Genomic DNA, 22,967 nt, shown 5'->3' with positions numbered 1-22,967 from the left:
AGAATAGAGCGCTTCGGGATCAGCCCGGAGTCTGTGGAGAGCATGTGATGGTTTTTGATCAGGTCCGCCAACGGCGCCTGTCCGACGATATCGTCGAGCGTCTGGAGGGAATGATTCTCGAGGGCACGCTCAGTGCAGGGCAGCGTTTGCCGGCCGAGCGGGCCCTGGCCGAGCAGTTTGGGGTGTCGCGTCCGTCGTTGCGCGAGGCGATTCAGAAACTGGTGGCGCGGGGGCTGTTGATCAGCCGTCAGGGCGGCGGTAACTACGTCGCCGAATCGCTGGGCTCGACCTTCAGTGACCCGCTGTTGCAACTGCTCGAACGCAACGGTGATGCCCAGCGCGATTTGCTGGAGTTTCGCCACACCCTGGAGGCGTCATGTGCCTATTACGCTGCGCAGCGGGCCACCGAGCCTGATCGCGAACGCCTCACCGCTGCCTTCGCCACCTTGCAGGATTGCTACACCCGTGTCGATGAGGTCAGCCGCGCCGAGGAGGGCGCCGCCGATGCGCGCTTCCATCTGGCGATTGCCGAAGCCAGCCACAACGCGGTGTTGCTGCACACCATTCGCGGCTTGTTTGACCTGCTCAAGCGCAACGTGGTGACCAACATCGGCGGCATGTATCAGCAGCGCACAGAAACCCGCGACATGCTGATCGGTCAGCACCGTGAGTTGTATCAGGCGATCATGGACGGGCGAGCGGATGAGGCGCGGGAGGTGTCGAGTCGGCACATTCTGTATGTGCAGGAAGTGCTGGCCGAGGCCCAGCAGGAGGCGCAGCGCGTGGCGCGGGCCGAGCGGCGCAACGGGCGTTGAAGTGAGGGGAGGGGGTTGAGTAGCAGGCAAGCCCGCCGGGTCGCGGCAGGCTGTTCAGGCTGACCTTTAGTCTTCCTTGCCCTTGTTGCGCACTGCACGCTGCAGTTCGCGGTTGGAGTCGCGTTCGCGCACGGTGTCGCGCTTGTCGAACTCCTTCTTGCCCTTGCCCAGAGCAATTTCGCACTTGATCAGGTGCTTGCTCCAGAACAACGCCAAGGCCACACACGTGTAACCCTTTTGCGCCACGGCAGCTTCAAGGCGCTCGAGTTCGCGCTTGTTGAGCAGCAGCTTGCGGGTGCGCATCGGGTCGGCGATGACGTGGGTGCTGGCGGTGGTCAGCGGGGTGATGTGGCTGCCGAACAGCCAGGCTTCGCCATCCTTGAGCAGCACGTAGCTGTCTACCAGATGCGCCTTGCCGGCCCGCAGGCTCTTTACTTCCCAACCGGACAGGACCAGTCCGGCCTCGAATTTGTGTTCGATGAAGTAGTCGTGACGCGCTTTCTTGTTCTGCGCGATGGTCCCGGTCGGATGTTTCTTTTGTTTAGCCATAGGGGCGGCATTATAGGCAAGTCATTGCGCGGTCGGCTACGGGATTTCGGTGTGCTTGAGCCACTGCAATGAATACCGGACAATGCAGGCACTGTTCTCTGTGCAGAACCCGTTATCGGCATGCTGCGAAGTGCCGCCGCCCAGCCTTGGAAGTGACGCCTGGATGACTACCCATATTCAACGCTCCGCCCTGCTGCCATACCCTGCCCAGGCGCTCTACGATCTGGTCAACGATGTCGCCAGTTACCCTGATTTCCTGCCCTGGTGTTCGGCTTCGACCGTGCTCGAAGCCAGCGAAACCCATATGCGCGCCAAGCTGGAGGTGGCCAAGGGTGGCGTCAGCCAGCACTTCGTGACGCGCAATGTGCTGGTGCCGGGGCAGTCCATTGAAATGAACCTGGAAGAAGGGCCGTTCACCCAGCTGCATGGTGTATGGGTGTTCAAGGCGCTGGGCGAGAAAGCCTGCAAGATCAGCCTCGATCTGTCGTTCGATTACGCCGGGCCGATCATTCGCGCCACCCTGGGGCCGCTGTTCAACCAGGCTGCCAACACCCTGGTCGATGCGTTTTGCCAGCGGGCCAAGCAACTGCATGGCGCAAGCAATTGAGCAGGCTTGAGCGATAGCGCATCGCTCAGCGTCGAGACGAAAAAAAACCGCTCAAGGAGCGGTTTTTTTCTGCTTACTGCGGCGCTGTTTCCAGCGGCGCCGGAGTCGGCACCGGCGTGGTTTCGACATCGTCGATTTCGCGCTGGATCGACTCTTCCACAGAGCCTGGTTTGGCCGGCCGTTCCTGTACATCAGGCGTGGATGGCGTCTGCTCGGTGCCTGGGCTGACGCTGGTTTCGCTGCCGCCGCCAAGGATTTCCTGGTCGCGGCTCACGCCAGGCATGAAGTCGCCCGACAGGCTGACGAGCTGATCGCTTTCGTTGAAGAAGATGCTCATGCGCTCCTGCTGACGCTTACCGCCGCCAGGCTGAAGGCTGTAGAGGTAATCCCAGCGATTGGTATTGAAGGTGTCCTGGAGCAGGGGATTGCCCATGATAAACCGCACTTGCCGTCGGGTCATTCCCGGACGCAATTGGTCTATCATGTCCTGCGTGACGACATTGCCCTGCTGGATGTCGATTTTGTAAACCCCGGGAAACGAGCAACCGGCGAGTGCGAGCAGTCCCACGAGGGTGAGGCTGGTTAGCAAGAGCTTGGTGTTTTGCATCGGTGGGCGACTTCCACTATCTTGGCTGGACAACGTAAACCCCGATCATACCCGTATTAAGAGAAGCTGCGAAGCAGCATCGGCGAGAAAGCTGACCATGGTTGAAAATAGCGAATTGCGCAAAGCCGGTCTCAAGGTGACTCTACCTCGAGTGAAGATTCTTCAAATGCTCGACTCCGCCGAGCAGCGTCACATGAGTGCTGAAGACGTTTACAAGGCACTGATGGAGGCTGGCGAGGATGTCGGTCTGGCAACCGTGTATCGCGTACTGACCCAGTTCGAAGCGGCGGGTCTGGTGGTTCGCCACAACTTCGACGGCGGTCATGCGGTATTCGAGCTGGCTGACGGTGGCCACCACGACCACATGGTCAACGTGGAAACCAGCGAAGTCATCGAGTTCATGGATGCTGAAATCGAGCGTCGTCAACGCGAGATCGTGGCCGAGCATGGCTACGAATTGGTGGACCACAATCTGGTCCTGTACGTACGTAAGAAGAAGTAACGAAATAATCGTTACCTGCAAAAACGGCGACCTCGATGGTCGCCGTTTTTGTTTCAGCCGTTTATCGATACATCCTCATGCCTTGCCGGTAACCACCATCTTGCGCGCGTGGGCGAGCGATTCCTTGGTCAGGTCGATGCCGCCGAGCATGCGTGCCACTTCTTCCACGCGCTCACGCCGACCGAGGTGGGCCACGGCAGTATGGGTACTGTCGTCGTTGCGTACTTTATGCACGAACAGGTGATGATGACCCTGTGCGGCCACCTGCGGCAGGTGCGTTACGGTCAATACCTGGCCACGATCGCCAAGCCGGCGTAGCAACTGGCCGACGATTTCAGCGGTCGGCCCACCGATGCCCACATCCACTTCGTCGAACACCAGGGTGGGGATGCGCGAGGTTTGCGCAGTGATGACCTGAATCGCCAGGCTGATGCGCGACAGCTCACCTCCGGAGGCGACTTTGGCCAGCGCCTTGAGCGGTTGCCCGGGGTTGGCGCTGACCAGCAGTTCAATCTGCTCCAGGCCGTTGGGCGACAGGTCGTTGCTGCCCAAGGGGGTGAGTTCGATGCAAAAACGCCCGCCGGGCATACCCAGACGTTGAATCTCCTGCTCTACCGCGCCGGCCAGTTGTACGGCGGCAGTGGTGCGCAGCGCGCTCAGCTGCTTGGCCTTTTCCTGATAGTGCTTGGCAAAGGCGGCGAGCTCTTCACCCAGACGCTCGAGGGATTCGTCACTGGCATTGAGCCCTTCAAGTTCCTCCAGCAGTCGCTGTTGCAGGTGCGGCAGTTCGGTGGGGTGGACGCGATGCTTGCGGGCGAGGGTATAGATGGTGTCGAGCCGCTCTTCCAGCGACTGCAAACGCGCCGGGTCGGCATCGAAGTTGTCGAGGAAGCGGTTGAGTTCGCCCACCGCTTCTTCGATCTGGATTTGTGCGCTCGACAGCAGGTTGACCGCTTCGCCCAGCGCGCGCGGCGTGTTGGACACCGCGCCCAGGCGATTGAGGCTGCTGGTGAGGGCGCTGAGCACGTTGCCCGAGTCGCTCTCGCTGCATTGGTCGATGACCTGGCGGCAGATGCCGAACAGCGCTTCGGCGTTGGTCAGGTTCTTGTGTTCCTGCTCGATCTGTTCGAGCTCATTTTCACCCAGGCCAAGGTTGTCGAGTTCTTCGAGCTGATAGCTGAGCAATTGCTGACGGGCGCGCTGCTCGTCACCGGAGTTGGACAGGCGCTCGAGTTCCTGGCGGGTCTGGCGCCAGCGCTGGGCGGCCAGTTGTACTTGTCGGGCAAGGTCGATGGCGCCGGCGTATTCGTCGAGCAGGCGACGATGGGTATCGGCCTTGAGCAGCGACTGGTGCTCGTGCTGGCTGTGAATGTCGATGAGCAGCTCGCCCAAGGCCTTGAGATCGGCCAACGGGCAGGGCGTGCCATTGATGTAGCCACGGCTACGCCCTTCGGCGGTGATGACTCGGCGCAGAATGCACGGGCCGTCGTGATCGAGGTCGCGGTCGGCGAGCCACGCTGCGGCTTCCGGAATGTCGACCAGGTCGAAGGTGGCGAGGATGTCGGCCTTGTCGGCGCCCGGCCTGACCACGCCGTTGTCGGTACGGTCACCCAGGGCCAGCCCGAGGGCATCAAGCATGATCGACTTGCCCGCGCCGGTTTCGCCGGTGATCACCGACATGCCGCGCGCCAACTCGAGATCGAGGTGTTCGACGATGGCGTAGTTGCGAATGGACAGATGCACCAGCATGGGGCTGCTCCCGAGTGTCAGGTCTGGTTATTTATACAGTGTTTCTCGTTGGCCTGACAATGGTCTGTTCGTCGGTGTGCAGAGGCAATCCAGGTCACGTCAGCCCTTGAAGGTGATTTTTCCGGCCCCATATAGCCAGCAGACCGTCGAGCCCTGCTCGAAGAACACAAATTGCCCAGGAGAGAACCGATGGCTGACGAACAGCTGAACGAAAAAGACCTCAACGTCGAGCAGGCCGGTGCAGAAAACACCGCCGATGCCCGGGTGCTGGAGCTCGAGGAGCAGCTGGCCGCCGCCAAGGATCAATCGCTGCGTGCCGTGGCCGACCTGCAGAACGTTCGCCGGCGTGCCGAACAGGATGTCGAGAAGGCGCACAAGTTCGCCCTCGAGAAATTCGCCGCCGACCTGCTGCCGGTGATCGACAGCCTGGAGCGTGGCCTGGAGCTGTCCAGCGCCAACGACGAGACCATCAAGCCCATGCGTGACGGTATCGAGCTGACCCTGAAAATGTTCGGCGACACCCTCAAGCGTTACAACCTCGAAACCGTCGACCCGCAGGGTGAGCCGTTCAACGCCGAACATCACCAGGCCATGGCCATGGAAGAGAGCGCAGAGGTCGAGCCCAACAGCGTGCTCAAGGTGTTCCAGAAGGGTTATCTGCTCAACGGCCGCCTGCTGCGCCCTGCCATGGTGGTGGTCAGCAAGGCGCCGACGGCACCTCAGCCTTCTATCGATGAAAAGGCTTGAAATCTGTCTGGGCATCCCCATCTAGGTGTCAAGCCTTCAAGTATTTCCGCAGTTGGCCAGAGCTAGTCGCGGCTACCTAATTCAAGTTTCGGGAGAGTAAACATGGGTAAAATCATCGGTATCGACCTGGGGACCACCAACTCGTGCGTTTCCATCCTCGAAAACGGTAACGTCAAGGTCATCGAAAATGCCGAAGGCGCGCGCACCACGCCGTCGATCGTCGCCTACGCCAACGATGGCGAGATCCTCGTCGGTCAGTCGGCCAAGCGCCAGGCAGTGACCAACCCGCAGAACACCCTGTTCGCGGTCAAGCGCCTGATCGGCCGTCGTTTCGAAGAAGATGTCGTGCAGAAAGACATCAAGCTGGTCCCGTACAAGATCGTCAAGGCCAACAACGGTGACGCCTGGGTCGAGGCTTCCGGCAAGGAAATGGCCCCGCCGCAGATCAGCGCCGAAGTGCTGAAGAAAATGAAGAAGACCGCCGAAGACTACCTCGGAGAGCCCGTCACCGAAGCGGTGATCACCGTTCCGGCCTACTTCAACGACAGCCAGCGTCAGGCCACCAAGGATGCCGGTCGCATCGCCGGTCTGGACGTCAAGCGCATCATCAACGAGCCAACCGCCGCGGCCCTGGCCTACGGCATGGACAAGGCCAAGGGTGACCACACTGTCATCGTCTACGACCTGGGCGGCGGCACCTTCGACGTCTCGGTCATCGAAATCGCCGAAGTCGACGGCGAGCACCAGTTCGAAGTACTGGCCACCAACGGCGACACCTTCCTGGGTGGCGAAGACTTCGACATGCGCCTGATCGACTACCTCGTCGACGAGTTCAAGAAAGAGTCCGGCATGGACCTGAAGAACGATCCCCTGGCCCTGCAGCGTCTGAAAGAGGCTGCCGAGAAAGCCAAGATCGAGCTGTCTTCGGCCCAGTCGACCGACGTCAACCTGCCTTACATCACTGCCGACGCAACCGGTCCAAAGCACCTGAACGTCAAGATCAGCCGTGCCAAGCTGGAATCGCTGGTCGAAGACCTGGTCAAGCGCACCATCGAGCCTTGCCGCATCGCCCTGAAAGACGCTGGCATCGACGCCAACAAGATCGACGACGTGATTCTGGTCGGCGGTCAGACCCGTATGCCGCTGGTGCAGAAATCGGTTTCTGACTTCTTCGGCAAGGAAGCGCGCAAGGACGTCAACCCCGACGAAGCCGTGGCCATGGGTGCTGCCATCCAGGGCGCCGTTCTGGCCGGTGACGTGAAAGACGTTCTGCTGCTCGACGTCAGCCCGCTGACCCTGGGTATCGAAACCATGGGCGGCGTGATGACCGCGCTGATCGAGAAGAACACCACCATCCCGACCAAGAAGTCGCAGGTGTTCTCCACTGCCGATGACAACCAGGGCGCAGTGACCATCCACGTGCTGCAGGGTGAGCGCAAGCAGGCGGCGCAGAACAAGTCGCTGGGCAAGTTCGACCTGGCCGACATCCCGCCAGCGCCGCGTGGCGTGCCGCAGATCGAGGTGACCTTCGACATCGACGCCAACGGCATTCTGCACGTCGGCGCCAAAGACAAGGCAACCGGCAAGACCCAGTCGATCGTGATCAAGGCCAACTCCGGTCTGTCCGACGAGGAAATCGATCGCATGGTGCGTGATGCCGAGGCAAACGCCGAGGAAGACCGCAAGTTCGAAGAGCTGGCCGCTGCCCGTAACCAGGGTGATGCGCTCGTGCACTCGACTCGCAAGATGGTCGCCGATGCCGGTGACAAGGTCAGCGCTGACGAGAAGAGCGCCATCGAAGCTGCGGTTGCAGCCCTGGAAGTGGCCGTCAAAGGCACCGACAAGGCTGACATCGACGCCAAGGTCGAAGAGCTGTCCAAGGTCTCCGCACCTGTCGCTCAGAAGATGTACGCCGAGCAGCAGGGCGGCGAGCAGCCTCAGGGCGGCGCGCAGCAGGCCGAGCCGGAAGCCAAGCACGATGACGTGGTCGACGCCGAGTTCGAAGAAGTGAAAGACAACAACAAGCAGTAATCCCTGCAAGTTGTCGGTCAGCGCACCGCCCACAGGCGGTGAGCTGATAGGATGTCGCCGCGCGGGGGCTTGCTCCCGCGTTGGCGTGTCTGGAATACGAGAATTTTTTACAGCATCTGTCTGGGTGCTTAAGTACGTGGCGGCAGGTGCTTGCTTGCGGCACGGCGCGATCTGCGCAGAGGTTTGCCGAACGCCCCCAAGAGTGCAAATGACTTATGGCAAAGCGTGATTATTACGAGGTTCTAGGTGTCGAGCGCGGCGCCAGTGAAGCCGATCTCAAGAAGTCCTATCGCCGTCTGGCGATGAAATTCCACCCCGACCGCAACCCCGGGGACAAGGAAGCTGAAGACTCCTTCAAGGAGGCCAACGAGGCCTATGAAGTCTTGTCCGATGCGAGCAAGCGTGCCGCGTACGATCAGTACGGCCATGCTGGTGTCGATCAGAGCGCGGGCGGTGGCCAGGGCTTTGGCGGCGCCAACTTCTCCGACATCTTCGGCGATGTCTTCAGTGACTTCTTCGGCGGCGGTGGCCGTGGCGGCGGACGCGGTGGCGCGCAGCGCGGCAGCGACCTGCGCTACACCCTGGAGCTGAATCTGGAAGAGGCCGTGCGCGGTACTACCGTCAATATCCGGGTGCCGACGCTGGTCAATTGCGCGCCGTGCGACGGTTCGGGCGCGAAGAAGGGTTCGACCCCGACCACCTGCCCGACCTGTGGCGGTATTGGTCAGGTACGCATGCAGCAAGGCTTCTTCTCGGTGCAGCAGACCTGCCCGCGTTGCCATGGTCAGGGCAAGATCATCACCGATCCGTGCTCGGCATGCCACGGCGAAGGCCGCGTCGAGGAATACAAGACGCTGTCGGTCAAGGTTCCACCAGGCGTCGATACCGGTGACCGCATTCGCCTGTCGGGCGAGGGCGAGGCGGGTGCCCATGGCGGACCTACCGGTGACCTGTATGTGGTGATCAGTGTGCGCGAGCACGCGATCTTCCAGCGCGACGGCAAGCACCTGTACTGCGAAGTGCCGATCAGCTACACCGAAGCCGCTCTGGGGGGCGAGCTTGAAGTGCCGACCCTCGACGGGCGGGTCAAGCTGCGCATTCCCGAGGGCACGCAGACCGGCAAGCAATTCCGTCTGCGCGGCAAAGGCGTTGCGCCGGTGCGCGGTGGTGGTGCGGGTGATCTGTTGTGCCGTGTAGCCGTCGAGACCCCGGTCAACCTCAGCCGACGCCAACGCGAACTGCTCGAAGAGCTGCGCGATTCGCTGGAAGGTGACAGCTCGCACTCGCCCAAGGCCAACGGCTGGTTCGAAGGTGTGAAGCGCTTCTTCGGCGACCTCTGACAAAGGAATCAAGCTATGCGACGTATTGCAGTGATGGGCGCCGCCGGGCGTATGGGCAAGGTGCTGGTCGAGGCCGTGCAGCAGCAAGCGCCCAAGGCCGGGCTGACCGCCGCCATCGATCGCCCCGACAGCACGTTGGTCAATGCCGATGCGGGTGAACTGGCGGGCCTGGGCCGTATCGGTGTGCCGATTTCCGACGATCTGGCCAAGGTGGTGGACGAGTTCGACGTCTTGATCGACTTCACTCACCCGTCAGTGACCCTGAAAAACCTCGCTTTCTGCCGCAAGGCCGGCAAGGCCATGGTGATCGGTACCACCGGCTTCAGCGAGCAGGAAAAACAGCTGCTGGTCGAGGCCGGCAAGGACATTCCGATCGTTTTCGCGGCCAACTTCAGTGTGGGTGTCAACCTGTGTCTGAAGCTGCTCGACACTGCGGCCCGCGTGCTGGGCGATGATGTCGATATCGAGATTCTCGAAGCGCATCACCGGCACAAGGTCGATGCGCCGTCCGGCACCGCGCTGCGTATGGGTGAAGTGGTGGCCCAGGCACTGGGTCGCGATCTTCGCGAAGTGGCGGTGTATGGCCGTGAAGGCCAGACCGGTGCGCGTGATCCTAAAACCATCGGTTTCGCCACGGTGCGTGCCGGCGATGTGGTGGGTGACCACACCGTGCTGTTCGCTGCCGAAGGTGAGCGGGTGGAGATCACTCACAAGGCCTCGAGCCGCATGACCTTCGCCAAGGGCGCGGTGCGCGCGGCGCTGTGGCTGGACGGGCGCGAGGCGGGTCTGTACGACATGCAGGATGTGCTCGATCTGCATTGACCGGAGCGTGTAGGGGCGGCCTTCAGCCGCGATGGCCTGCAAAGCAGGCCCACCCCAGGTGAGCGCAATCTACCTGGTGAATTGCATGGCGGCCCATCGCGGCTGAACCGCAGCGGCGGACCGCCCGCTCCTACAGTGTCGACGCAGTTTTAGTTCCCTGCCCAGTAGACCAAAAAGCACTTTTTCTGTAAGCTGCAGCTTTAGTGTGTTCACTAAAAGCGCGCAGAATAATTCAGCATAGAAAGCGGGGTGACGTGTCCATACGTCACTCCGCTTTTTTGCAACCTGCGATCGCCCTTTCAGGCTTTTTTTACGGGAGGTCTTCTTGACTAAGCCAGCCATACTCGCCCTTGCCGATGGCAGCATTTTTCGCGGTGAAGCCATCGGTGCCGACGGACAGACCGTCGGAGAGGTGGTGTTCAACACCGCTATGACCGGCTACCAGGAAATTCTTACAGACCCTTCCTACGCCCAGCAGATCGTTACCCTGACCTACCCGCACATCGGCAACACCGGCACTACCCCGGAAGATGCCGAATCCGACCGCGTCTGGTCGGCCGGCCTGGTCATCCGTGACCTGCCACTGCTGGCCAGCAACTGGCGTAACAAGCAGTCGCTGCCGGATTACCTGAAGGCCAACAACGTCGTGGCCATCGCCGGTATCGACACCCGTCGCCTGACCCGAATCCTGCGTGAAAAGGGCGCTCAGAACGGTTGCATCCTGGCCGGTGACAACATCAGCGAGGAAGCCGCCATCGCCGCCGCCCGCGGTTTCCCGGGCCTCAAGGGCATGGACCTGGCCAAAGTGGTGTCCACCAAGCAGCGCTACGAGTGGCGCTCAAGCGTCTGGAGCCTGAAGACCGACAGCCACCCGACCCTGGAAGCCTCCGAGCTGCCGTACCACGTGGTTGCGTTCGACTACGGCGTGAAGCTGAACATCCTGCGCATGCTGGTCGCCCGCGGCTGCCGCGTCACCGTGGTGCCGGCGCAAACCCCGGCCAGTGAAGTGCTCGCGCTCAACCCCGATGGCGTGTTCCTGTCCAACGGCCCTGGCGATCCCGAGCCTTGCGACTACGCCATCCAGGCGATCAAGGATGTACTGGAAACCGAGATTCCGGTGTTCGGTATCTGCCTCGGCCACCAGTTGCTGGCCCTGGCCTCCGGCGCCAAGACCGTGAAGATGGGCCACGGTCACCACGGCGCCAACCACCCCGTGCAGGACCTGGACACCGGCGTGGTGATGATCACCAGCCAGAACCACGGCTTCGCTGTCGATGAAGCGACTCTGCCGGGCAACGTGCGGGCGATCCACAAATCACTGTTCGATGGCACCCTGCAAGGCATCGAGCGCACCGACAAGAGCGCCTTCAGCTTCCAGGGTCACCCGGAAGCCAGCCCAGGCCCGACCGACGTCGCGCCGCTGTTCGATCGTTTCATCGATGCCATGGCCAAGCGCCGCTGAGCATCCTGCTTCGAGGCCCCGGACCGACCTGTTTCGTGTCCGGCAGCGCCTGACCCAAGATTGTTCAAGACGGCTTGCCGACTGACCCGCGGATTTGAGTGACAACCATGCCAAAACGTACAGATATCAAAAGCATCCTGATTCTCGGCGCTGGCCCGATCGTGATCGGCCAGGCCTGTGAGTTCGACTATTCCGGCGCCCAGGCCTGCAAAGCCCTGCGCGAGGAAGGTTTCCGCGTCATCCTGGTGAACTCCAACCCAGCCACCATCATGACCGACCCGGCCATGGCCGACGCCACCTACATCGAGCCGATCAAATGGCAGTCGGTGGCCAAGATCATCGAGAAGGAACGCCCCGACGCCGTGCTGCCGACCATGGGCGGCCAGACTGCGTTGAACTGCGCGCTGGATCTCGAGCGCCACGGCGTGCTCGAGAAGTTCGGTGTGGAAATGATCGGTGCCAACGCCGACACCATCGACAAGGCCGAAGACCGCTCGCGCTTCGACAAGGCCATGAAGGACATCGGTCTGGAATGCCCGCGCTCGGGCATCGCCCACAGCATGGAAGAGGCCAACGCGGTGCTCGAGAAGCTCGGCTTCCCGTGCATCATTCGCCCTTCGTTCACCATGGGCGGCACGGGCGGTGGCATCGCCTACAACCGTGAAGAATTCGAAGAAATCTGCGCCCGTGGTCTGGACCTGTCGCCGACCAAGGAACTGCTGATCGACGAATCGCTGATCGGCTGGAAGGAATACGAGATGGAGGTGGTCCGCGACAAGAAGGACAACTGCATCATCGTTTGCTCCATCGAGAACTTCGACCCGATGGGCGTGCACACCGGTGACTCGATCACCGTTGCGCCGGCGCAGACCCTGACCGACAAGGAATATCAGATCATGCGCAACGCCTCGCTGGCGGTGCTGCGTGAGATCGGTGTGGAAACCGGCGGCTCCAACGTGCAGTTCGGCATCTGCCCGAACACCGGGCGCATGGTCGTCATCGAGATGAACCCGCGCGTGTCGCGTTCCTCGGCGCTGGCTTCCAAGGCCACCGGCTTCCCGATCGCCAAGATCGCCGCCAAGCTGGCCGTCGGTTACACCCTTGACGAGCTGCAGAACGACATCACCGGCGGCCGCACCCCGGCGTCCTTCGAGCCGTCCATCGACTACGTGGTCACCAAGCTGCCACGCTTCGCCTTCGAGAAATTCCCCAAGGCCGACGCGCGTCTGACCACCCAGATGAAATCCGTGGGCGAAGTCATGGCCATCGGCCGGACCTTCCAGGAGTCCCTGCAGAAAGCCCTGCGTGGCCTGGAAGTCGGCGCCTGCGGCCTCGACCCGAAAGTCGACCTGGCCAGCCCGGAAGCGGCCAGCATCCTCAAGCGCGAGCTGACCGTGCCGGGCGCTGAGCGTATCTGGTACGTCGCCGACGCCATGCGCTCGGGCATGACCTGCGAAGAAATCTTCGACCTCACCGGCATCGACATGTGGTTCCTGGTGCAGATGGAAGACCTGATCAAGGACGAAGAGAAGGTCAAGACCCTGGCCCTGACCGCCATCGACAAAGACCTGATGCTGCGTCTCAAGCGCAAGGGCTTCTCTGACCAGCGCCTGGCCAAGCTGCTCGGCATCACCGACAAGAACCTGCGCCGTCACCGCCACAAGCTGGAAGTGTTCCCGGTGTACAAGCGCGTCGACACCTGCGCCGCCGAGTTCGCCACCGACACCGCCTACCTCTACTCGACCTATGAGCAAGAGTGCGAGGCCAAGCCGACCGGTCGCGACAAGATCATGATCCTCGGCGGTGGTCCGAACCGTATCGGCCAAGGTATCGAGTTCGACTACTGCTGCGTGCACGCTGCGCTGGCGCTGCGTGAAGACGGCTACGAGACCATCATGGTCAACTGCAACCCGGAGACCGTGTCCACCGACTACGACACCTCCGACCGTCTGTACTTCGAGCCGCTGACCCTGGAAGACGTGCTGGAAGTGTGCCGCGTCGAGCAGCCCAAGGGCGTCATCGTCCACTACGGCGGCCAGACGCCGCTGAAGCTGGCACGTGCCCTGGAAGAGGCGGGCGTGCCGATCATCGGTACCAGCCCGGATGCCATCGACCGCGCCGAAGACCGCGAGCGCTTCCAGCAGATGGTGCAGCGCCTGAACCTGCTGCAGCCGCCAAACGCCACCGTGCGCAGTGAAGAAGAAGCCATCCGCGCTGCCGGTGACATCGGTTATCCGCTGGTGGTGCGTCCGTCCTACGTACTGGGCGGTCGGGCCATGGAGATCGTCTACGAACTCGACGAGCTCAAGCGCTACCTGCGTGAGGCGGTCCAGGTGTCCAACGACAGCCCGGTCCTGCTCGACCACTTCCTCAACTGCGCCATCGAGATGGATGTCGATGCAGTCTGCGACGGCACCGATGTGGTGATCGGCGCCATCATGCAGCACATCGAACAGGCCGGCGTTCACTCCGGTGACTCGGCCTGCTCGCTGCCCCCTTACTCGCTGAGCAAGGACGTGCAGGACGAAGTTCGCGTGCAGGTTGCCAAAATGGCCCTTGAGCTGGGGGTTGTCGGCCTGATGAACGTGCAGCTGGCGCTGCAGGGCGACAAGATCTACGTGATCGAAGTCAACCCACGTGCCTCGCGTACCGTGCCGTTCGTGTCCAAGTGCATCGGTACCTCCCTGGCGATGATCGCGGCCCGCGTCATGGCGGGTAAAACCCTCAAGGAACTGGGCTTTACCCAGGAAATCATCCCGAACTTCTACAGCGTCAAGGAAGCCGTCTTCCCGTTCGCCAAGTTCCCAGGGGTTGACCCGATCCTCGGCCCTGAGATGAAATCCACTGGCGAGGTGATGGGCGTGGGCGACAGCTTCGGTGAAGCCTTCGCCAAGGCGCAAATGGGCGCCAGCGAAGTGCTGCCTACTGGCGGAACTGCGTTCATCAGCGTGCGTGATGACGACAAGCCACAAGTGGCCGCCGTTGCCCGTGACCTGATCGGCCTGGGCTTCGATATCGTCGCCACCGCCGGCACCGCCAAGCTCATCGAGGCAGCCGGCCTGAAGGTGCGTCGCGTGAACAAGGTCACCGAAGGCCGTCCGCACGTGGTCGACATGATCAAGAACGACGAAGTGTCGCTGATCATCAACACCACCGAAGGTCGTCAGTCGATCGCCGACTCCTACTCGATTCGTCGCAATGCGTTGCAGCACAAGATCTACTGCACGACTACCATTGCGGCGGGTGAAGCCATCTGTGAAGCGCTGAAGTTTGGCCCTGAAAAGACCGTTCGCCGCTTGCAGGATCTGCATGCAGGGTTGAAAGCATGAGCATTACCAAATATCCAATGACCGTTCAGGGCGCTCGCGCCCTGGAGGCGGAGCACCTTCATCTGACCAAGACCGAGCGTCCTCGTCTGAGTCAAGCCATTGGTGAAGCCCGCGAGCTGGGCGATCTCAAGGAAAACGCCGAGTACCATTCTGCCCGTGAAGAGCAGGGCATGGTCGAGGCACGCATTCGTGATATCGAAGGTCGCCTGCAGAACTCGGTGGTCATTGACGTGACTACCATTGCCCACACCGGCAAGGTCATTTTCGGCACCACCGTCGAGCTGGAAAACACCGAAACCGGTGATCAGGTGACGTATCAGATCGTTGGCGAAGATGAAGCTGACGTGAAGAAAGGCAAGCTGTCGAGCGGTGCACCGATCGCCCGGGCCATCATTGGCAAGGAAGAAGGTGACACCGTTGTCGTGAAGACGCCGAACGGTACGGTCGAGTACGAGATTGTCGAAGTCAAGCACATCTGACCGGCGCCTGCGGGCGCCTTCCCTCGAGGGGATCCTCTGGCAGTTGGCCCAGGTATTCTGGGTCGGCGGCCTGTGGGTGTTCCACGTCGGGCTGGTGCCTGCGCTCAAGGTGTCGGGCTTGGCGCCGTTGCTGGTGCAGGACATCGCTGCGCAAATCGACCGCTGGTTGATCGGCGTGGCCCTGCTCGGGCTGCTGACGCAGTTGGCGGTTCTGGCGAGGGTAGAGGGGCTGAGCGCCTGGGGGCGGCAGTTCCGCGGACAGATGCTGCTGCTGGGGTTGGGCGCGTGCGTGAGTTACTACACATTGCGCTACGGCATCTCGGTGGGCGAACGCTGGCAGATGTTCTGCTTCCTGGTGCTGGGCTTCTCCGGCATCGTGCTGGTGGCCCAGCCGGTCCCGGTCAGGGCGCATAGACTGCGCCGCTGACCGTCTTCGCCGTTACTTGTAACGGTGAACGTTGGACAGTTGCTTGTTCGGCTGCGGATTCTTGCGGTAGATCAGGGCTTTCTTGCCGATGGTCTGCACCAGCTCGGCACGGCCGGCCTTGCACAGTTCGGCGATGGTGGCCGCGCGTTCTTCGCGGTCTTCCGAACGAATTTCCACTTTGATCAGCTCGTGGTCGGCCAGGGCGCGTTCCAGCTCGGCGGCCACGCCTTCATTCAGACCGTTGCCGGCAATGATCAAAACCGGCTTGAGGTCATGACCAATGGATTTGTACTGCTTCTTCTGCTCGTTATTGAGCGGCATAATCTGACCCTTTTCGTCTGATTCTGTAAAATTGACCGGCATTTTACCCGAGGGCCCGTAGCTGCGCCCAGTCAATCACGACGCATATCATCGAGGTGCCCCGTGGCGCAACGTTCCAAAAGCAGCCAGAACTGGCTGAGAGAGCATTTCAACGATCCTTTCGTCAAGCAGGCGCAGAAAGACGGCTACCGTTCGCGCGCCAGCTACAAGCTGCTCGAGATCCAGGAAAAGGACCGCCTCATCCGTCCCGGCATGAGCGTGATCGACCTGGGTGCCGCGCCCGGAGGCTGGTCACAGGTGACCAGTCGTCTGATTGGCGGGCAAGGCCGACTGATCGCTTCCGACATTCTTGAGATGGACTCGATCCCTGACGTCACCTTCATTCAGGGTGATTTCACCCAGGATGCGGTACTTCAGCAGATTCTAGAGGCGGTCGGTGATTCGCATGTCGACCTTGTGATTTCCGATATGGCCCCCAACATGAGTGGTACGCCTGCAGTCGACATGCCGCGAGCCATGTTCCTCTGCGAACTGGCACTGGACCTGGCGGGCCGCGTGCTGCGTCCAGGCGGCGACTTCCTGATCAAGATCTTTCAGGGCGAAGGCTTCGATGCCTACCTTAAGGACGTGCGCAGCAAGTTCGACAAGGTGCAGATGCGCAAGCCGTCTTCGTCACGCGATCGATCCCGCGAGCAGTACTTGCTTGGCAAAGGTTTCAAAGGGGCGTGAACATGCGCCCGGCGTAGCTGACGATAGTTTTTTCCAATCGGCCGCTGCGTCAGGAATGTCCGAACTTCGTGTAGTCTTGAGTTCACAAAGGGTTACAGACGGCACCTGCGGATGCGTAGGTAATGTAGTAAGTTAGGGCGCTGTATATCATGCGAGGCACGGCTGCGTCGTGCGCCGACCTCAGAGGGTAGCTAATTGAACGACATGGCAAAGAATCTGATCCTGTGGTTGATCATCGCCGCCGTTTTGGTAACGGTGATGAACAACTTCTCCAGCCCGAACGAGCCGCAGACCCTCAACTATTCCGACTTCATTCAGCAGGTCAAGGACGGTAAGGTCGAGCGCGTCACCGTCGATGGCGCGGTCATCAGCGGCAAACGCTCCGATGGCGATACCTTCAAGACCATCCGTCCGGCCATCGCCGACAACGGCCTGATCGGCGATCTGGTCGACAACAACGTGGTCATCGAAGGCAAACAGCCAGAACAGCAGAGTATCTGGACGCAACTGCTGGTCGCCAGCTTCCCGATTCTGGTGATCATCGCCGTGTTCATGTTCTTCATGCGCCAGATGCAGGGCGGCGCTGGTGGCAAGGGCGGGCCGATGAGCTTTGGCAAGAGCAAGGCGCGGCTGCTGTCGGAGGATCAGGTGAAAACGACCCTGTCCGACGTGGCGGGTTGCGATGAAGCCAAGGAAGAAGTCGGCGAACTGGTCGAGTTCCTGCGTGATCCGGGCAAGTTCCAACGCCTGGGTGGTCGCATTCCCCGCGGTGTGCTGATGGTCGGCCCCCCCGGCACCGGTAAAACCCTGCTGGCCAAGGCCATCGCTGGCGAAGCCAAAGTGCCGTTCTTCACCATTTCCGGTTCCGACTTCGTTGAGATGTTCGTCGGTGTCGGCGCCAGTCGTGTCCGCGACATGTTCGAGCAGGCGAAGAAGCACGCGCCTTGCATCATCTTCATCGACGAAATCGACGCCGTCGGTCGTCACCGTGGTGCCGGCATGGGCGGCGGTCATGATGAGCGCGAGCAGACCCTCAACCAGTTGCTGGTCGAGATGGACGGTTTCGAGATGAACGACGGCATCATCGTCATTGCCGCGACCAACCGTCCCGATGTGCTCGACCCAGCGCTGCTGCGCCCAGGCCGTTTCGACCGTCAGGTCGTGGTCGGCCTTCCGGACATCCGCGGCCGTGAGCAGATTCTCAAGGTTCACATGCGCAAAGTGCCGGCAGGCGAGAACGTCAACCCTGCGGTCATCGCGCGCGGCACGCCAGGCTTCTCGGGTGCCGACCTGGCCAACCTGGTCAACGAGGCATCGCTGTTCGCTGCCCGTAACGGCAAGCGACTGGTCGAGATGAAGGAATTCGAACTGGCCAAAGACAAGATCATGATGGGCGCCGAGCGCAAGACCATGGTCATGTCCGAAAAGGAAAAACGTAACACCGCTTATCACGAAGCGGGCCACGCCATCGTTGGACGCATCGTTCCCGAGCATGATCCGGTGTACAAGGTTTCGATCATTCCCCGTGGCCGTGCCCTGGGTGTGACCATGTTCCTGCCCGAGGAAGACCGCTACAGCCTGTCCAAGCGCGCGCTGATCAGCCAGATCTGCTCGCTCTACGGCGGACGTATCGCCGAAGAGATGACCCTGGGCTTCGATGGCGTGACCACAGGTGCTTCCAACGACATCATGCGCGCCAGCCAGATCGCCCGGAACATGGTGACCAAGTGGGGACTGTCGGAAAAGCTCGGCCCGCTGATGTATGCGGAGGAAGAGGGCGAGGTGTTCCTGGGTCGCAGTGCCGGTTCGCAGCAGGCCAGCCTGTCAGGTGATACCGCCAAGATGATCGACCTGGAAGTGCGCAGCATCATTGACCAGTGCTACGCCACAGCTCAGCAGATTCTTACCAAGAATCGCGACAAGCTCGATGCCATGGCTGACGCGTTGATGAAGTACGAGACCATCGACTCGGATCAGATCGACGACATCATGTCGGGCCGCACCCCGCGCGAGCCCCGTGACTGGGACAACGATGCTGGTGATTCGGGTAATGCAGCGCCCCAGGGCGATCGCCCCGAGTCTCCGATTGGCGGCCCAGCTGCCCACCACTAAGGTTGACTATGACCTCCAAGCAGTACCCGACCCGGTTGCCTTGCGGCAACCGGGTTCTTGATTTATCCCGTACCCATGTCATGGGCATCCTCAACGTCACGCCCGATTCGTTCTCGGACGGTGGCCGTTTCGGTCAGTTGGATCAGGCGCTGTTTCACGCCCAAGCCATGGTCGAGGCTGGCGCGACCCTGATCGACGTCGGCGGCGAGTCGACGCGTCCCGGCGCGCGGGCGGTCTCGGTGACCGAGGAGCTGGAGCGCGTCGCGCCTGTCGTAGAGGCGATCAACAGCCGCCTCGACGTGGTCATCTCGGTCGATACCTCCACGCCTGCGGTGATGCGCGAATCGGCGCGGCTGGGTGCCGGTCTGATCAATGACGTGCGGGCCCTCGAGCGCGACGGTGCCTTGGATGCTGCCGCCGCCACTGGATTGCCGGTTTGCCTCATGCATATGCGCGGTGATCCCGGCACCATGCAAGACGACCCTCATTACGCCAACGTGACGGACGAAGTTGCCCTTTATCTGCAGCAGCGCATGCAGGCGTGCGTGGCCGCCGGCATCGCCGAGCAGCGGATCATTCTCGATCCGGGATTCGGCTTCGCCAAGACCCTGGCGCACAACCTCAGCCTGTTCAAGCATCTGCAGCGGCTTGCCGACCTCGGGCGGCCACTGCTGGTCGGCGTGTCGCGCAAGAGCATGATCGGCCTGACCTTGAACAAGCCTGTCGAGCAGCGGCTGTATGGCAGCCTGGCCCTGGCCGCCCTGGCCATGAGCAAAGGCGCCAGCATCCTGCGGGTGCATGATGTGGCGCAAACCGTCGATGTGGTGCGAATAATCGCCGCGGTGCAAGACGCCGAATAGAACACAGTGGAGTGACACATGAGCAGAAAGTATTTCGGCACCGACGGTATCCGCGGTCGGGTCGGCCAGTTCCCTATCACCCCTGACTTCATGCTCAAGCTCGGCTGGGCGGCAGGCATGGCTTTCCGCAAGCTCGGTCACTGCCGAGTGCTGGTGGGCAAGGACACGCGAATTTCCGGTTACATGTTCGAGTCGGCGCTGGAGGCTGGATTGTCCGCGGCCGGCGCTGACGTGATGTTGCTGGGCCCGATGCCCACCCCGGCCATTGCCTACCTGACCCGTACCTTCCACGCCGAAGCAGGCATCGTCATCAGTGCCTCGCACAATCCCCATGACGATAACGGCATCAAGTTCTTCTCCGGCAAAGGCACGAAGTTGCCCGATGACGTCGAGCTCATGATCGAAGAACTGCTCGACCAGCCGATGACCGTGGTCGAGTCGAGCAAGCTGGGCAAGGTATCGCGCATCAACGACGCCGTAGGGCGTTACATCGAGTTCTGCAAGGGTAGCGTGCCGACCGGCACCAGTTTCGACGGCCTCAAGCTGGTGGTCGACTGTGCCCATGGCGCCACTTACAAAGTCGCTCCGAGCGTATTCAGCGAACTGGGCGCGGACGTCAAGGTGCTGCACGCCCAGCCTGATGGCCTGAACATCAACGAAGGTTGCGGCTCTACGCATATCGAGTCGCTGCAGGCGGCAGTGCTGGAAAGTCATGCCGACTTGGGTATCGCTTTCGACGGTGATGGCGACCGGGTTCTGATGGTCGATCATACGGGTGTCGTGGTCGAGGGCGACGAGCTTCTGTTCCTCATCGCTCGCGATCTGCAGGATCGCGGCAAGCTGCAAGGTGGTGTGGTCGGTACGTTGATGAGCAACCTGGGCCTGGAACTGGCACTCAAGGAGCTGAGCATTCCGTTCGCACGGGCCAAGGTCGGTGACCGCTATGTGATGGCAGAGCTGCTCGAGCGCGACTGGTTGCTGGGTGGGGAGAATTCCGGGCACGTGGTGTGTGGCAACTACACTACCACGGGTGACGCGATCATCGCGGCGCTGCAGGTGCTCATGGCCCTCAAGCGTCGTGGCGAAACCCTCGCACAGGCGCGTCAGGCTCTGCGCAAGTGCCCTCAAGTGCTGATCAACGTGCGCTACGCTGCTGGCCAGGACGATCCGCTGGAGCATCCATCGGTACAGCAGGCCAGCGCCGAGGCGACCCAGGCCATGGCCGGGCGTGGTCGGGTATTGCTGCGCAAGTCAGGCACCGAGCCCCTGGTGCGGGTGATGGTCGAGGGTGACGACGAAGAGCAGGTTCGTGGCCATGCACAGGCGCTGGCGAAACTGGTCGAACAAGTTTGTGCTTGAAAGTTGCTTGCCAGCGCGTTTCTGGTTGGGTAAGATCTGCGCCCACTTCGACCTACGAGGTAGAGCATGCGTCACCCCATGGTAGCTGGTAACTGGAAAATGCACGGTAACCGCGCCGGTGTCGCAGAGCTGCTCGAAGGGCTGCGAAACATGCCCTTGCCACGTGGTGTAGAAGTTGCTGTTTTTCCGCCAACGCTATTCATCGAGCGTGCAGTTGAAGCGCTTGAGCAAGGTGGAATCAGCGTAGGTGCACAGAATTCTGCAATACAGTCCGAGCAGGGCGCGCTGACCGGGGAAGTTGCTCCCGAGCAGTTGGCTGAAGTAGGTTGCAAGTTGGTGTTGATTGGGCATTCCGAGCGCCGTCAGATTCTGGGCGAAACCGAGGAAGTTCTACGGCGCAAGTTTGCAGCGGCTCAGGCAAGTGGTTTAATGCCCGTGTTGTGTATAGGGGAAACCCTTGAAGAGCGCGAGGCAGGCAAGACGCTGGAAGTGGTAGGGCGTCAGCTTGACAGTATCGTCGATGAGTTCGGTGCTGCAGTGTTTGCCGATGCGGTAATTGCCTATGAGCCTGTATGGGCCATCGGTACTGGCCTTACGGCCACGCCACAGCAAGCGCAGGATGTGCACGCCGCCATCCGCGCGCAGCTGGCAGCGAAGGATGCTGAAGTGGCTGCCGGTGTGCGGTTGCTCTACGGCGGCAGCGTTAAGGCGGCCAACGCCGCTGAACTGTTCGGCATGCCGGATATCGATGGGGGGCTCATTGGTGGAGCGTCCTTGAACGCAGACGAATTCGGTGCAATTTGTCGCGCCGCAGGAAACTGAAATGCTGGAAACAGTCGTAGTTGTTTTTCATCTGTTGGCGGCACTGGCGCTGGTAGCGCTGGTTTTGATGCAACAGGGTAAAGGTGCGGAAGCAGGTGCATCTTTCGGCGCAGGGGCTTCAAATACTGTGTTCGGAAGTCAAGGTTCTGCTACCTTCCTAAGTAAATTTACTGCTATACTCGCTGCCACTTTCTTTCTGACTGCACTTGGGTTAGGATACTTCGCAAAGGAACAGGCTCATCAGCTTTCCCAAGCAGGTTTGCCAGATCCAGCAGTTCTTGAAGTTAAAGAGCAGAAGTCTGAAGTAAATGATGATGTACCCGTGCTCCAAGAGCAGAAGAGCGAAACCACCCAGCAAGGTGATGTACCTCCTCCGGTTGAAGAGCAGAAGTAAAGGGTTTCATTGAGTTGTATTGCCGAGGTGGTGGAATTGGTAGACACGCAACCTTGAGGTGGTTGTGCCCATAGGGTGTAGGGGTTCGAGTCCCCTTCTCGGTACCAATTGAAGCTTGAGAGCCCGCTTTAGCGGGCTTTCTTGCAGGTGGAGGTCGGATTGACCCTGTAGGGGGTTCGGTCTTATACTTTCGCCCCAGCTTTGTCGCGGGGTGGAGCAGCTTGGTAGCTCGTCGGGCTCATAACCCGAAGGTCGTTGGTTCAAATCCAGCCCCCGCAACCAGCTTTGGTCAAGCCCCTTTTCAGGGGCTTTTTGCTAACCGAACAGTTTCGGCGTCGTTGTCCAACGGCGCTTTCAGGGATGGGCGTTTCGCCCATTTTTTATTTGCACAGCATGCACGAGGGGGTTCAGGTGTCGAGCAAGCTAGAACAGTTGCAGGCCTTGTTGGCCCCGGTTGTCGAGGGTCTGGGCTATCAGTGCTGGGGGATCGAATACGTTTCCCAGGGTAAGCATTCGGTACTGCGCATCTACATCGACAAGGACGGCGGCATTCTGGTGGACGACTGTGAAGCGGTCAGTCGCCAGGCCAGCGCCATCCTCGATGTGGAAGATCCTATCAGCAGCGAATACACCCTCGAGGTGTCTTCTCCTGGCATGGATCGCCCACTGTTCACCTTGGAACAGTTTGCCTCGCATGCCGGCGAACAAGTGAAGATCAAGCTGCGTATCCCTTTCGAGGGTCGACGCAACTTCCAAGGCCTCCTTCGTGGTGTGGAGGATCAGGATGTGGTCGTCCAGGTGGATGACAACGAGTTCCTGTTGCCGATCGATTCGATCGACAAGGCCAATATTATTCCCAGTTTTGACTGAGACGTGCCGGGCCCGCCGGATTATCCGGGTCCAA

Annotated in this window: 22 protein-coding genes and 2 tRNA genes; 20 read left to right on the top strand and 4 right to left on the bottom strand. The window is 60.9% G+C overall.

Going from position 1 to position 22,967, the window contains the following annotated elements:
- Positions 1-47: 47 nt before the first annotated feature.
- Positions 48-815: an FCD domain-containing protein gene (locus LK03_RS02670; RefSeq protein ID WP_038410949.1), complete on the top strand. Its 768-nt coding sequence runs from the start codon at positions 48-50 to the stop codon at positions 813-815.
- A 66-nt stretch (positions 816-881) separates the two neighbouring features.
- Here the strand turns inward: LK03_RS02670 and smpB are convergent, their stop codons facing one another.
- Positions 882-1,364: an SsrA-binding protein SmpB gene (smpB, locus tag LK03_RS02665; protein WP_028695111.1), complete on the bottom strand. Its 483-nt coding sequence runs from the start codon at positions 1,362-1,364 to the stop codon at positions 882-884.
- Between the two features lie 163 nt (positions 1,365-1,527).
- Between smpB and LK03_RS02660 the strand changes: the two genes are divergently transcribed.
- Positions 1,528-1,971 carry a type II toxin-antitoxin system RatA family toxin gene (locus LK03_RS02660; RefSeq protein WP_038414577.1) on the top strand — a complete coding sequence of 148 codons (444 nt, stop codon included), beginning with the start codon at positions 1,528-1,530 and terminating at the stop codon, positions 1,969-1,971.
- Positions 1,972-2,044: 73 nt separating this feature from the next.
- On the opposite strand, the gene LK03_RS02655 is transcribed toward LK03_RS02660, so the two are convergent.
- Entirely contained in the window at positions 2,045-2,578 is a 534-nt protein-coding gene (locus LK03_RS02655; protein ID WP_038410948.1) for an outer membrane protein assembly factor BamE, read from the bottom strand.
- Positions 2,579-2,675: 97 nt separating this feature from the next.
- On the opposite strand from LK03_RS02655, the gene fur reads away from it, so the two are divergent.
- Positions 2,676-3,080 carry a ferric iron uptake transcriptional regulator gene (gene fur / locus LK03_RS02650; RefSeq protein WP_028695114.1) on the top strand — a complete coding sequence of 135 codons (405 nt, stop codon included), beginning with the start codon at positions 2,676-2,678 and terminating at the stop codon, positions 3,078-3,080.
- 75 nt (positions 3,081-3,155) lie between these two features.
- On the opposite strand, the gene recN is transcribed toward fur, so the two are convergent.
- The gene (recN, locus tag LK03_RS02645; protein ID WP_038410947.1) at positions 3,156-4,829 is read right to left on the bottom strand and encodes a DNA repair protein RecN; all 1,674 of its coding nucleotides are present in this window, start codon (positions 4,827-4,829) and stop codon (positions 3,156-3,158) included.
- Between the two features lie 189 nt (positions 4,830-5,018).
- Between recN and grpE the strand changes: the two genes are divergently transcribed.
- From grpE to LK03_RS02605, 8 genes are all read left to right on the top strand, one after another.
- Positions 5,019-5,576 carry a nucleotide exchange factor GrpE gene (gene grpE / locus LK03_RS02640; RefSeq protein ID WP_038410946.1) on the top strand — a complete coding sequence of 186 codons (558 nt, stop codon included), beginning with the start codon at positions 5,019-5,021 and terminating at the stop codon, positions 5,574-5,576.
- A 102-nt stretch (positions 5,577-5,678) separates the two neighbouring features.
- Complete coding sequence (gene dnaK / locus LK03_RS02635) at positions 5,679-7,607, top strand: molecular chaperone DnaK (protein ID WP_038410945.1); 1,929 nt, start codon at positions 5,679-5,681, stop codon at positions 7,605-7,607.
- Between the two features lie 215 nt (positions 7,608-7,822).
- Positions 7,823-8,947 (top strand): molecular chaperone DnaJ, encoded by a 1,125-nt coding sequence (gene dnaJ, locus LK03_RS02630; RefSeq protein WP_038410944.1) that lies wholly within the window; start codon positions 7,823-7,825, stop codon positions 8,945-8,947.
- Between the two features lie 15 nt (positions 8,948-8,962).
- The gene (gene dapB, locus LK03_RS02625; protein ID WP_038410943.1) at positions 8,963-9,769 is read left to right on the top strand and encodes a 4-hydroxy-tetrahydrodipicolinate reductase; all 807 of its coding nucleotides are present in this window, start codon (positions 8,963-8,965) and stop codon (positions 9,767-9,769) included.
- 325 nt (positions 9,770-10,094) lie between these two features.
- Positions 10,095-11,231 (top strand): glutamine-hydrolyzing carbamoyl-phosphate synthase small subunit, encoded by a 1,137-nt coding sequence (gene carA, locus LK03_RS02620; protein ID WP_038410942.1) that lies wholly within the window; start codon positions 10,095-10,097, stop codon positions 11,229-11,231.
- Between the two features lie 107 nt (positions 11,232-11,338).
- Positions 11,339-14,560, top strand: a complete 3,222-nt coding sequence (gene carB / locus LK03_RS02615) for a carbamoyl-phosphate synthase large subunit (RefSeq protein WP_038410941.1) — start codon at positions 11,339-11,341, stop codon at positions 14,558-14,560.
- Positions 14,557-15,039 carry a transcription elongation factor GreA gene (greA, locus tag LK03_RS02610; protein ID WP_081673761.1) on the top strand — a complete coding sequence of 161 codons (483 nt, stop codon included), beginning with the start codon at positions 14,557-14,559 and terminating at the stop codon, positions 15,037-15,039. The genes carB and greA overlap by 4 nt, the downstream gene beginning before the upstream one ends.
- Positions 15,017-15,466: an MFS transporter gene (locus LK03_RS02605; RefSeq protein ID WP_081951539.1), complete on the top strand. Its 450-nt coding sequence runs from the start codon at positions 15,017-15,019 to the stop codon at positions 15,464-15,466. Before greA ends, LK03_RS02605 begins: the two co-directional genes overlap by 23 nt.
- Before the next feature lie 12 nt (positions 15,467-15,478).
- Here LK03_RS02605 and LK03_RS02600 read toward each other — a convergent pair whose 3' ends face one another.
- Complete coding sequence (locus LK03_RS02600) at positions 15,479-15,787, bottom strand: YhbY family RNA-binding protein (protein ID WP_038410940.1); 309 nt, start codon at positions 15,785-15,787, stop codon at positions 15,479-15,481.
- Between the two features lie 102 nt (positions 15,788-15,889).
- Here LK03_RS02600 and rlmE point away from each other — a divergent pair, with 102 nt between their 5' ends.
- The 9 genes from rlmE (at position 15,890) to rimP (ending at position 22,933) form a co-directional block, all read left to right on the top strand.
- On the top strand, positions 15,890-16,516 hold the full coding sequence (gene rlmE / locus LK03_RS02595; RefSeq protein WP_038410939.1) for a 23S rRNA (uridine(2552)-2'-O)-methyltransferase RlmE: 627 nt from the start codon (positions 15,890-15,892) through the stop codon (positions 16,514-16,516).
- A 204-nt stretch (positions 16,517-16,720) separates the two neighbouring features.
- Positions 16,721-18,628 carry an ATP-dependent zinc metalloprotease FtsH gene (gene ftsH, locus LK03_RS02590; protein WP_038410938.1) on the top strand — a complete coding sequence of 636 codons (1,908 nt, stop codon included), beginning with the start codon at positions 16,721-16,723 and terminating at the stop codon, positions 18,626-18,628.
- A gap of 8 nt (positions 18,629-18,636) precedes the next feature.
- Positions 18,637-19,488, top strand: a complete 852-nt coding sequence (gene folP, locus LK03_RS02585; RefSeq protein ID WP_038410937.1) for a dihydropteroate synthase — start codon at positions 18,637-18,639, stop codon at positions 19,486-19,488.
- Between the two features lie 18 nt (positions 19,489-19,506).
- Positions 19,507-20,847 (top strand): phosphoglucosamine mutase, encoded by a 1,341-nt coding sequence (glmM, locus tag LK03_RS02580; protein WP_038410936.1) that lies wholly within the window; start codon positions 19,507-19,509, stop codon positions 20,845-20,847.
- A 66-nt stretch (positions 20,848-20,913) separates the two neighbouring features.
- Positions 20,914-21,669 (top strand): triose-phosphate isomerase, encoded by a 756-nt coding sequence (gene tpiA, locus LK03_RS02575; RefSeq protein WP_038410935.1) that lies wholly within the window; start codon positions 20,914-20,916, stop codon positions 21,667-21,669.
- Position 21,670: 1 nt separating this feature from the next.
- Positions 21,671-22,063, top strand: coding sequence for a preprotein translocase subunit SecG (gene secG / locus LK03_RS21710; RefSeq protein ID WP_081951538.1), 393 nt, complete (start codon positions 21,671-21,673; stop codon positions 22,061-22,063).
- A gap of 21 nt (positions 22,064-22,084) precedes the next feature.
- A tRNA-Leu gene (locus LK03_RS02570) sits at positions 22,085-22,170 on the top strand.
- A gap of 98 nt (positions 22,171-22,268) precedes the next feature.
- A tRNA-Met gene (locus LK03_RS02565) sits at positions 22,269-22,345 on the top strand.
- 129 nt (positions 22,346-22,474) lie between these two features.
- The gene (gene rimP / locus LK03_RS02560; protein ID WP_038414575.1) at positions 22,475-22,933 is read left to right on the top strand and encodes a ribosome maturation factor RimP; all 459 of its coding nucleotides are present in this window, start codon (positions 22,475-22,477) and stop codon (positions 22,931-22,933) included.
- Positions 22,934-22,967 lie beyond the last annotated feature (34 nt).

The organism is Pseudomonas cremoricolorata, from assembly GCF_000759535.1.
Lineage (GTDB): Bacteria > Pseudomonadota > Gammaproteobacteria > Pseudomonadales > Pseudomonadaceae > Aquipseudomonas > Aquipseudomonas cremoricolorata_A.
Note: the sequence above shows the minus strand (reverse complement) of the source record. Positions and strands in the feature narration are given on the sequence as shown.

Bases quoted from the DNA above. Each gene is read 5' to 3' on its own strand.
- LK03_RS02670 (WP_038410949.1), top strand. From the start codon at position 48: ATGGTTTTTGATCAGGTCCGCCAACGGCGCCTGTCCGACGATATCGTC.
- glmM (WP_038410936.1), top strand. From the start codon at position 19,507: ATGAGCAGAAAGTATTTCGGCACCGACGGTATCCGCGGTCGGGTCGGC.
- grpE (WP_038410946.1), top strand. From the start codon at position 5,019: ATGGCTGACGAACAGCTGAACGAAAAAGACCTCAACGTCGAGCAGGCC.
- fur (WP_028695114.1), top strand. From the start codon at position 2,676: ATGGTTGAAAATAGCGAATTGCGCAAAGCCGGTCTCAAGGTGACTCTA.
- folP (WP_038410937.1), top strand. From the start codon at position 18,637: ATGACCTCCAAGCAGTACCCGACCCGGTTGCCTTGCGGCAACCGGGTT.
- dnaJ (WP_038410944.1), top strand. From the start codon at position 7,823: ATGGCAAAGCGTGATTATTACGAGGTTCTAGGTGTCGAGCGCGGCGCC.
- greA (WP_081673761.1), top strand. From the start codon at position 14,557: ATGAGCATTACCAAATATCCAATGACCGTTCAGGGCGCTCGCGCCCTG.
- smpB (WP_028695111.1), bottom strand. From the start codon at position 1,364: ATGGCTAAACAAAAGAAACATCCGACCGGGACCATCGCGCAGAACAAG.
- ftsH (WP_038410938.1), top strand. From the start codon at position 16,721: ATGGCAAAGAATCTGATCCTGTGGTTGATCATCGCCGCCGTTTTGGTA.
- LK03_RS02655 (WP_038410948.1), bottom strand. From the start codon at position 2,578: ATGCAAAACACCAAGCTCTTGCTAACCAGCCTCACCCTCGTGGGACTG.
- recN (WP_038410947.1), bottom strand. From the start codon at position 4,829: ATGCTGGTGCATCTGTCCATTCGCAACTACGCCATCGTCGAACACCTC.
- dapB (WP_038410943.1), top strand. From the start codon at position 8,963: ATGCGACGTATTGCAGTGATGGGCGCCGCCGGGCGTATGGGCAAGGTG.
- dnaK (WP_038410945.1), top strand. From the start codon at position 5,679: ATGGGTAAAATCATCGGTATCGACCTGGGGACCACCAACTCGTGCGTT.
- LK03_RS02600 (WP_038410940.1), bottom strand. From the start codon at position 15,787: ATGCCGCTCAATAACGAGCAGAAGAAGCAGTACAAATCCATTGGTCAT.
- tpiA (WP_038410935.1), top strand. From the start codon at position 20,914: ATGCGTCACCCCATGGTAGCTGGTAACTGGAAAATGCACGGTAACCGC.
- secG (WP_081951538.1), top strand. From the start codon at position 21,671: ATGCTGGAAACAGTCGTAGTTGTTTTTCATCTGTTGGCGGCACTGGCG.
- LK03_RS02660 (WP_038414577.1), top strand. From the start codon at position 1,528: ATGACTACCCATATTCAACGCTCCGCCCTGCTGCCATACCCTGCCCAG.
- carB (WP_038410941.1), top strand. From the start codon at position 11,339: ATGCCAAAACGTACAGATATCAAAAGCATCCTGATTCTCGGCGCTGGC.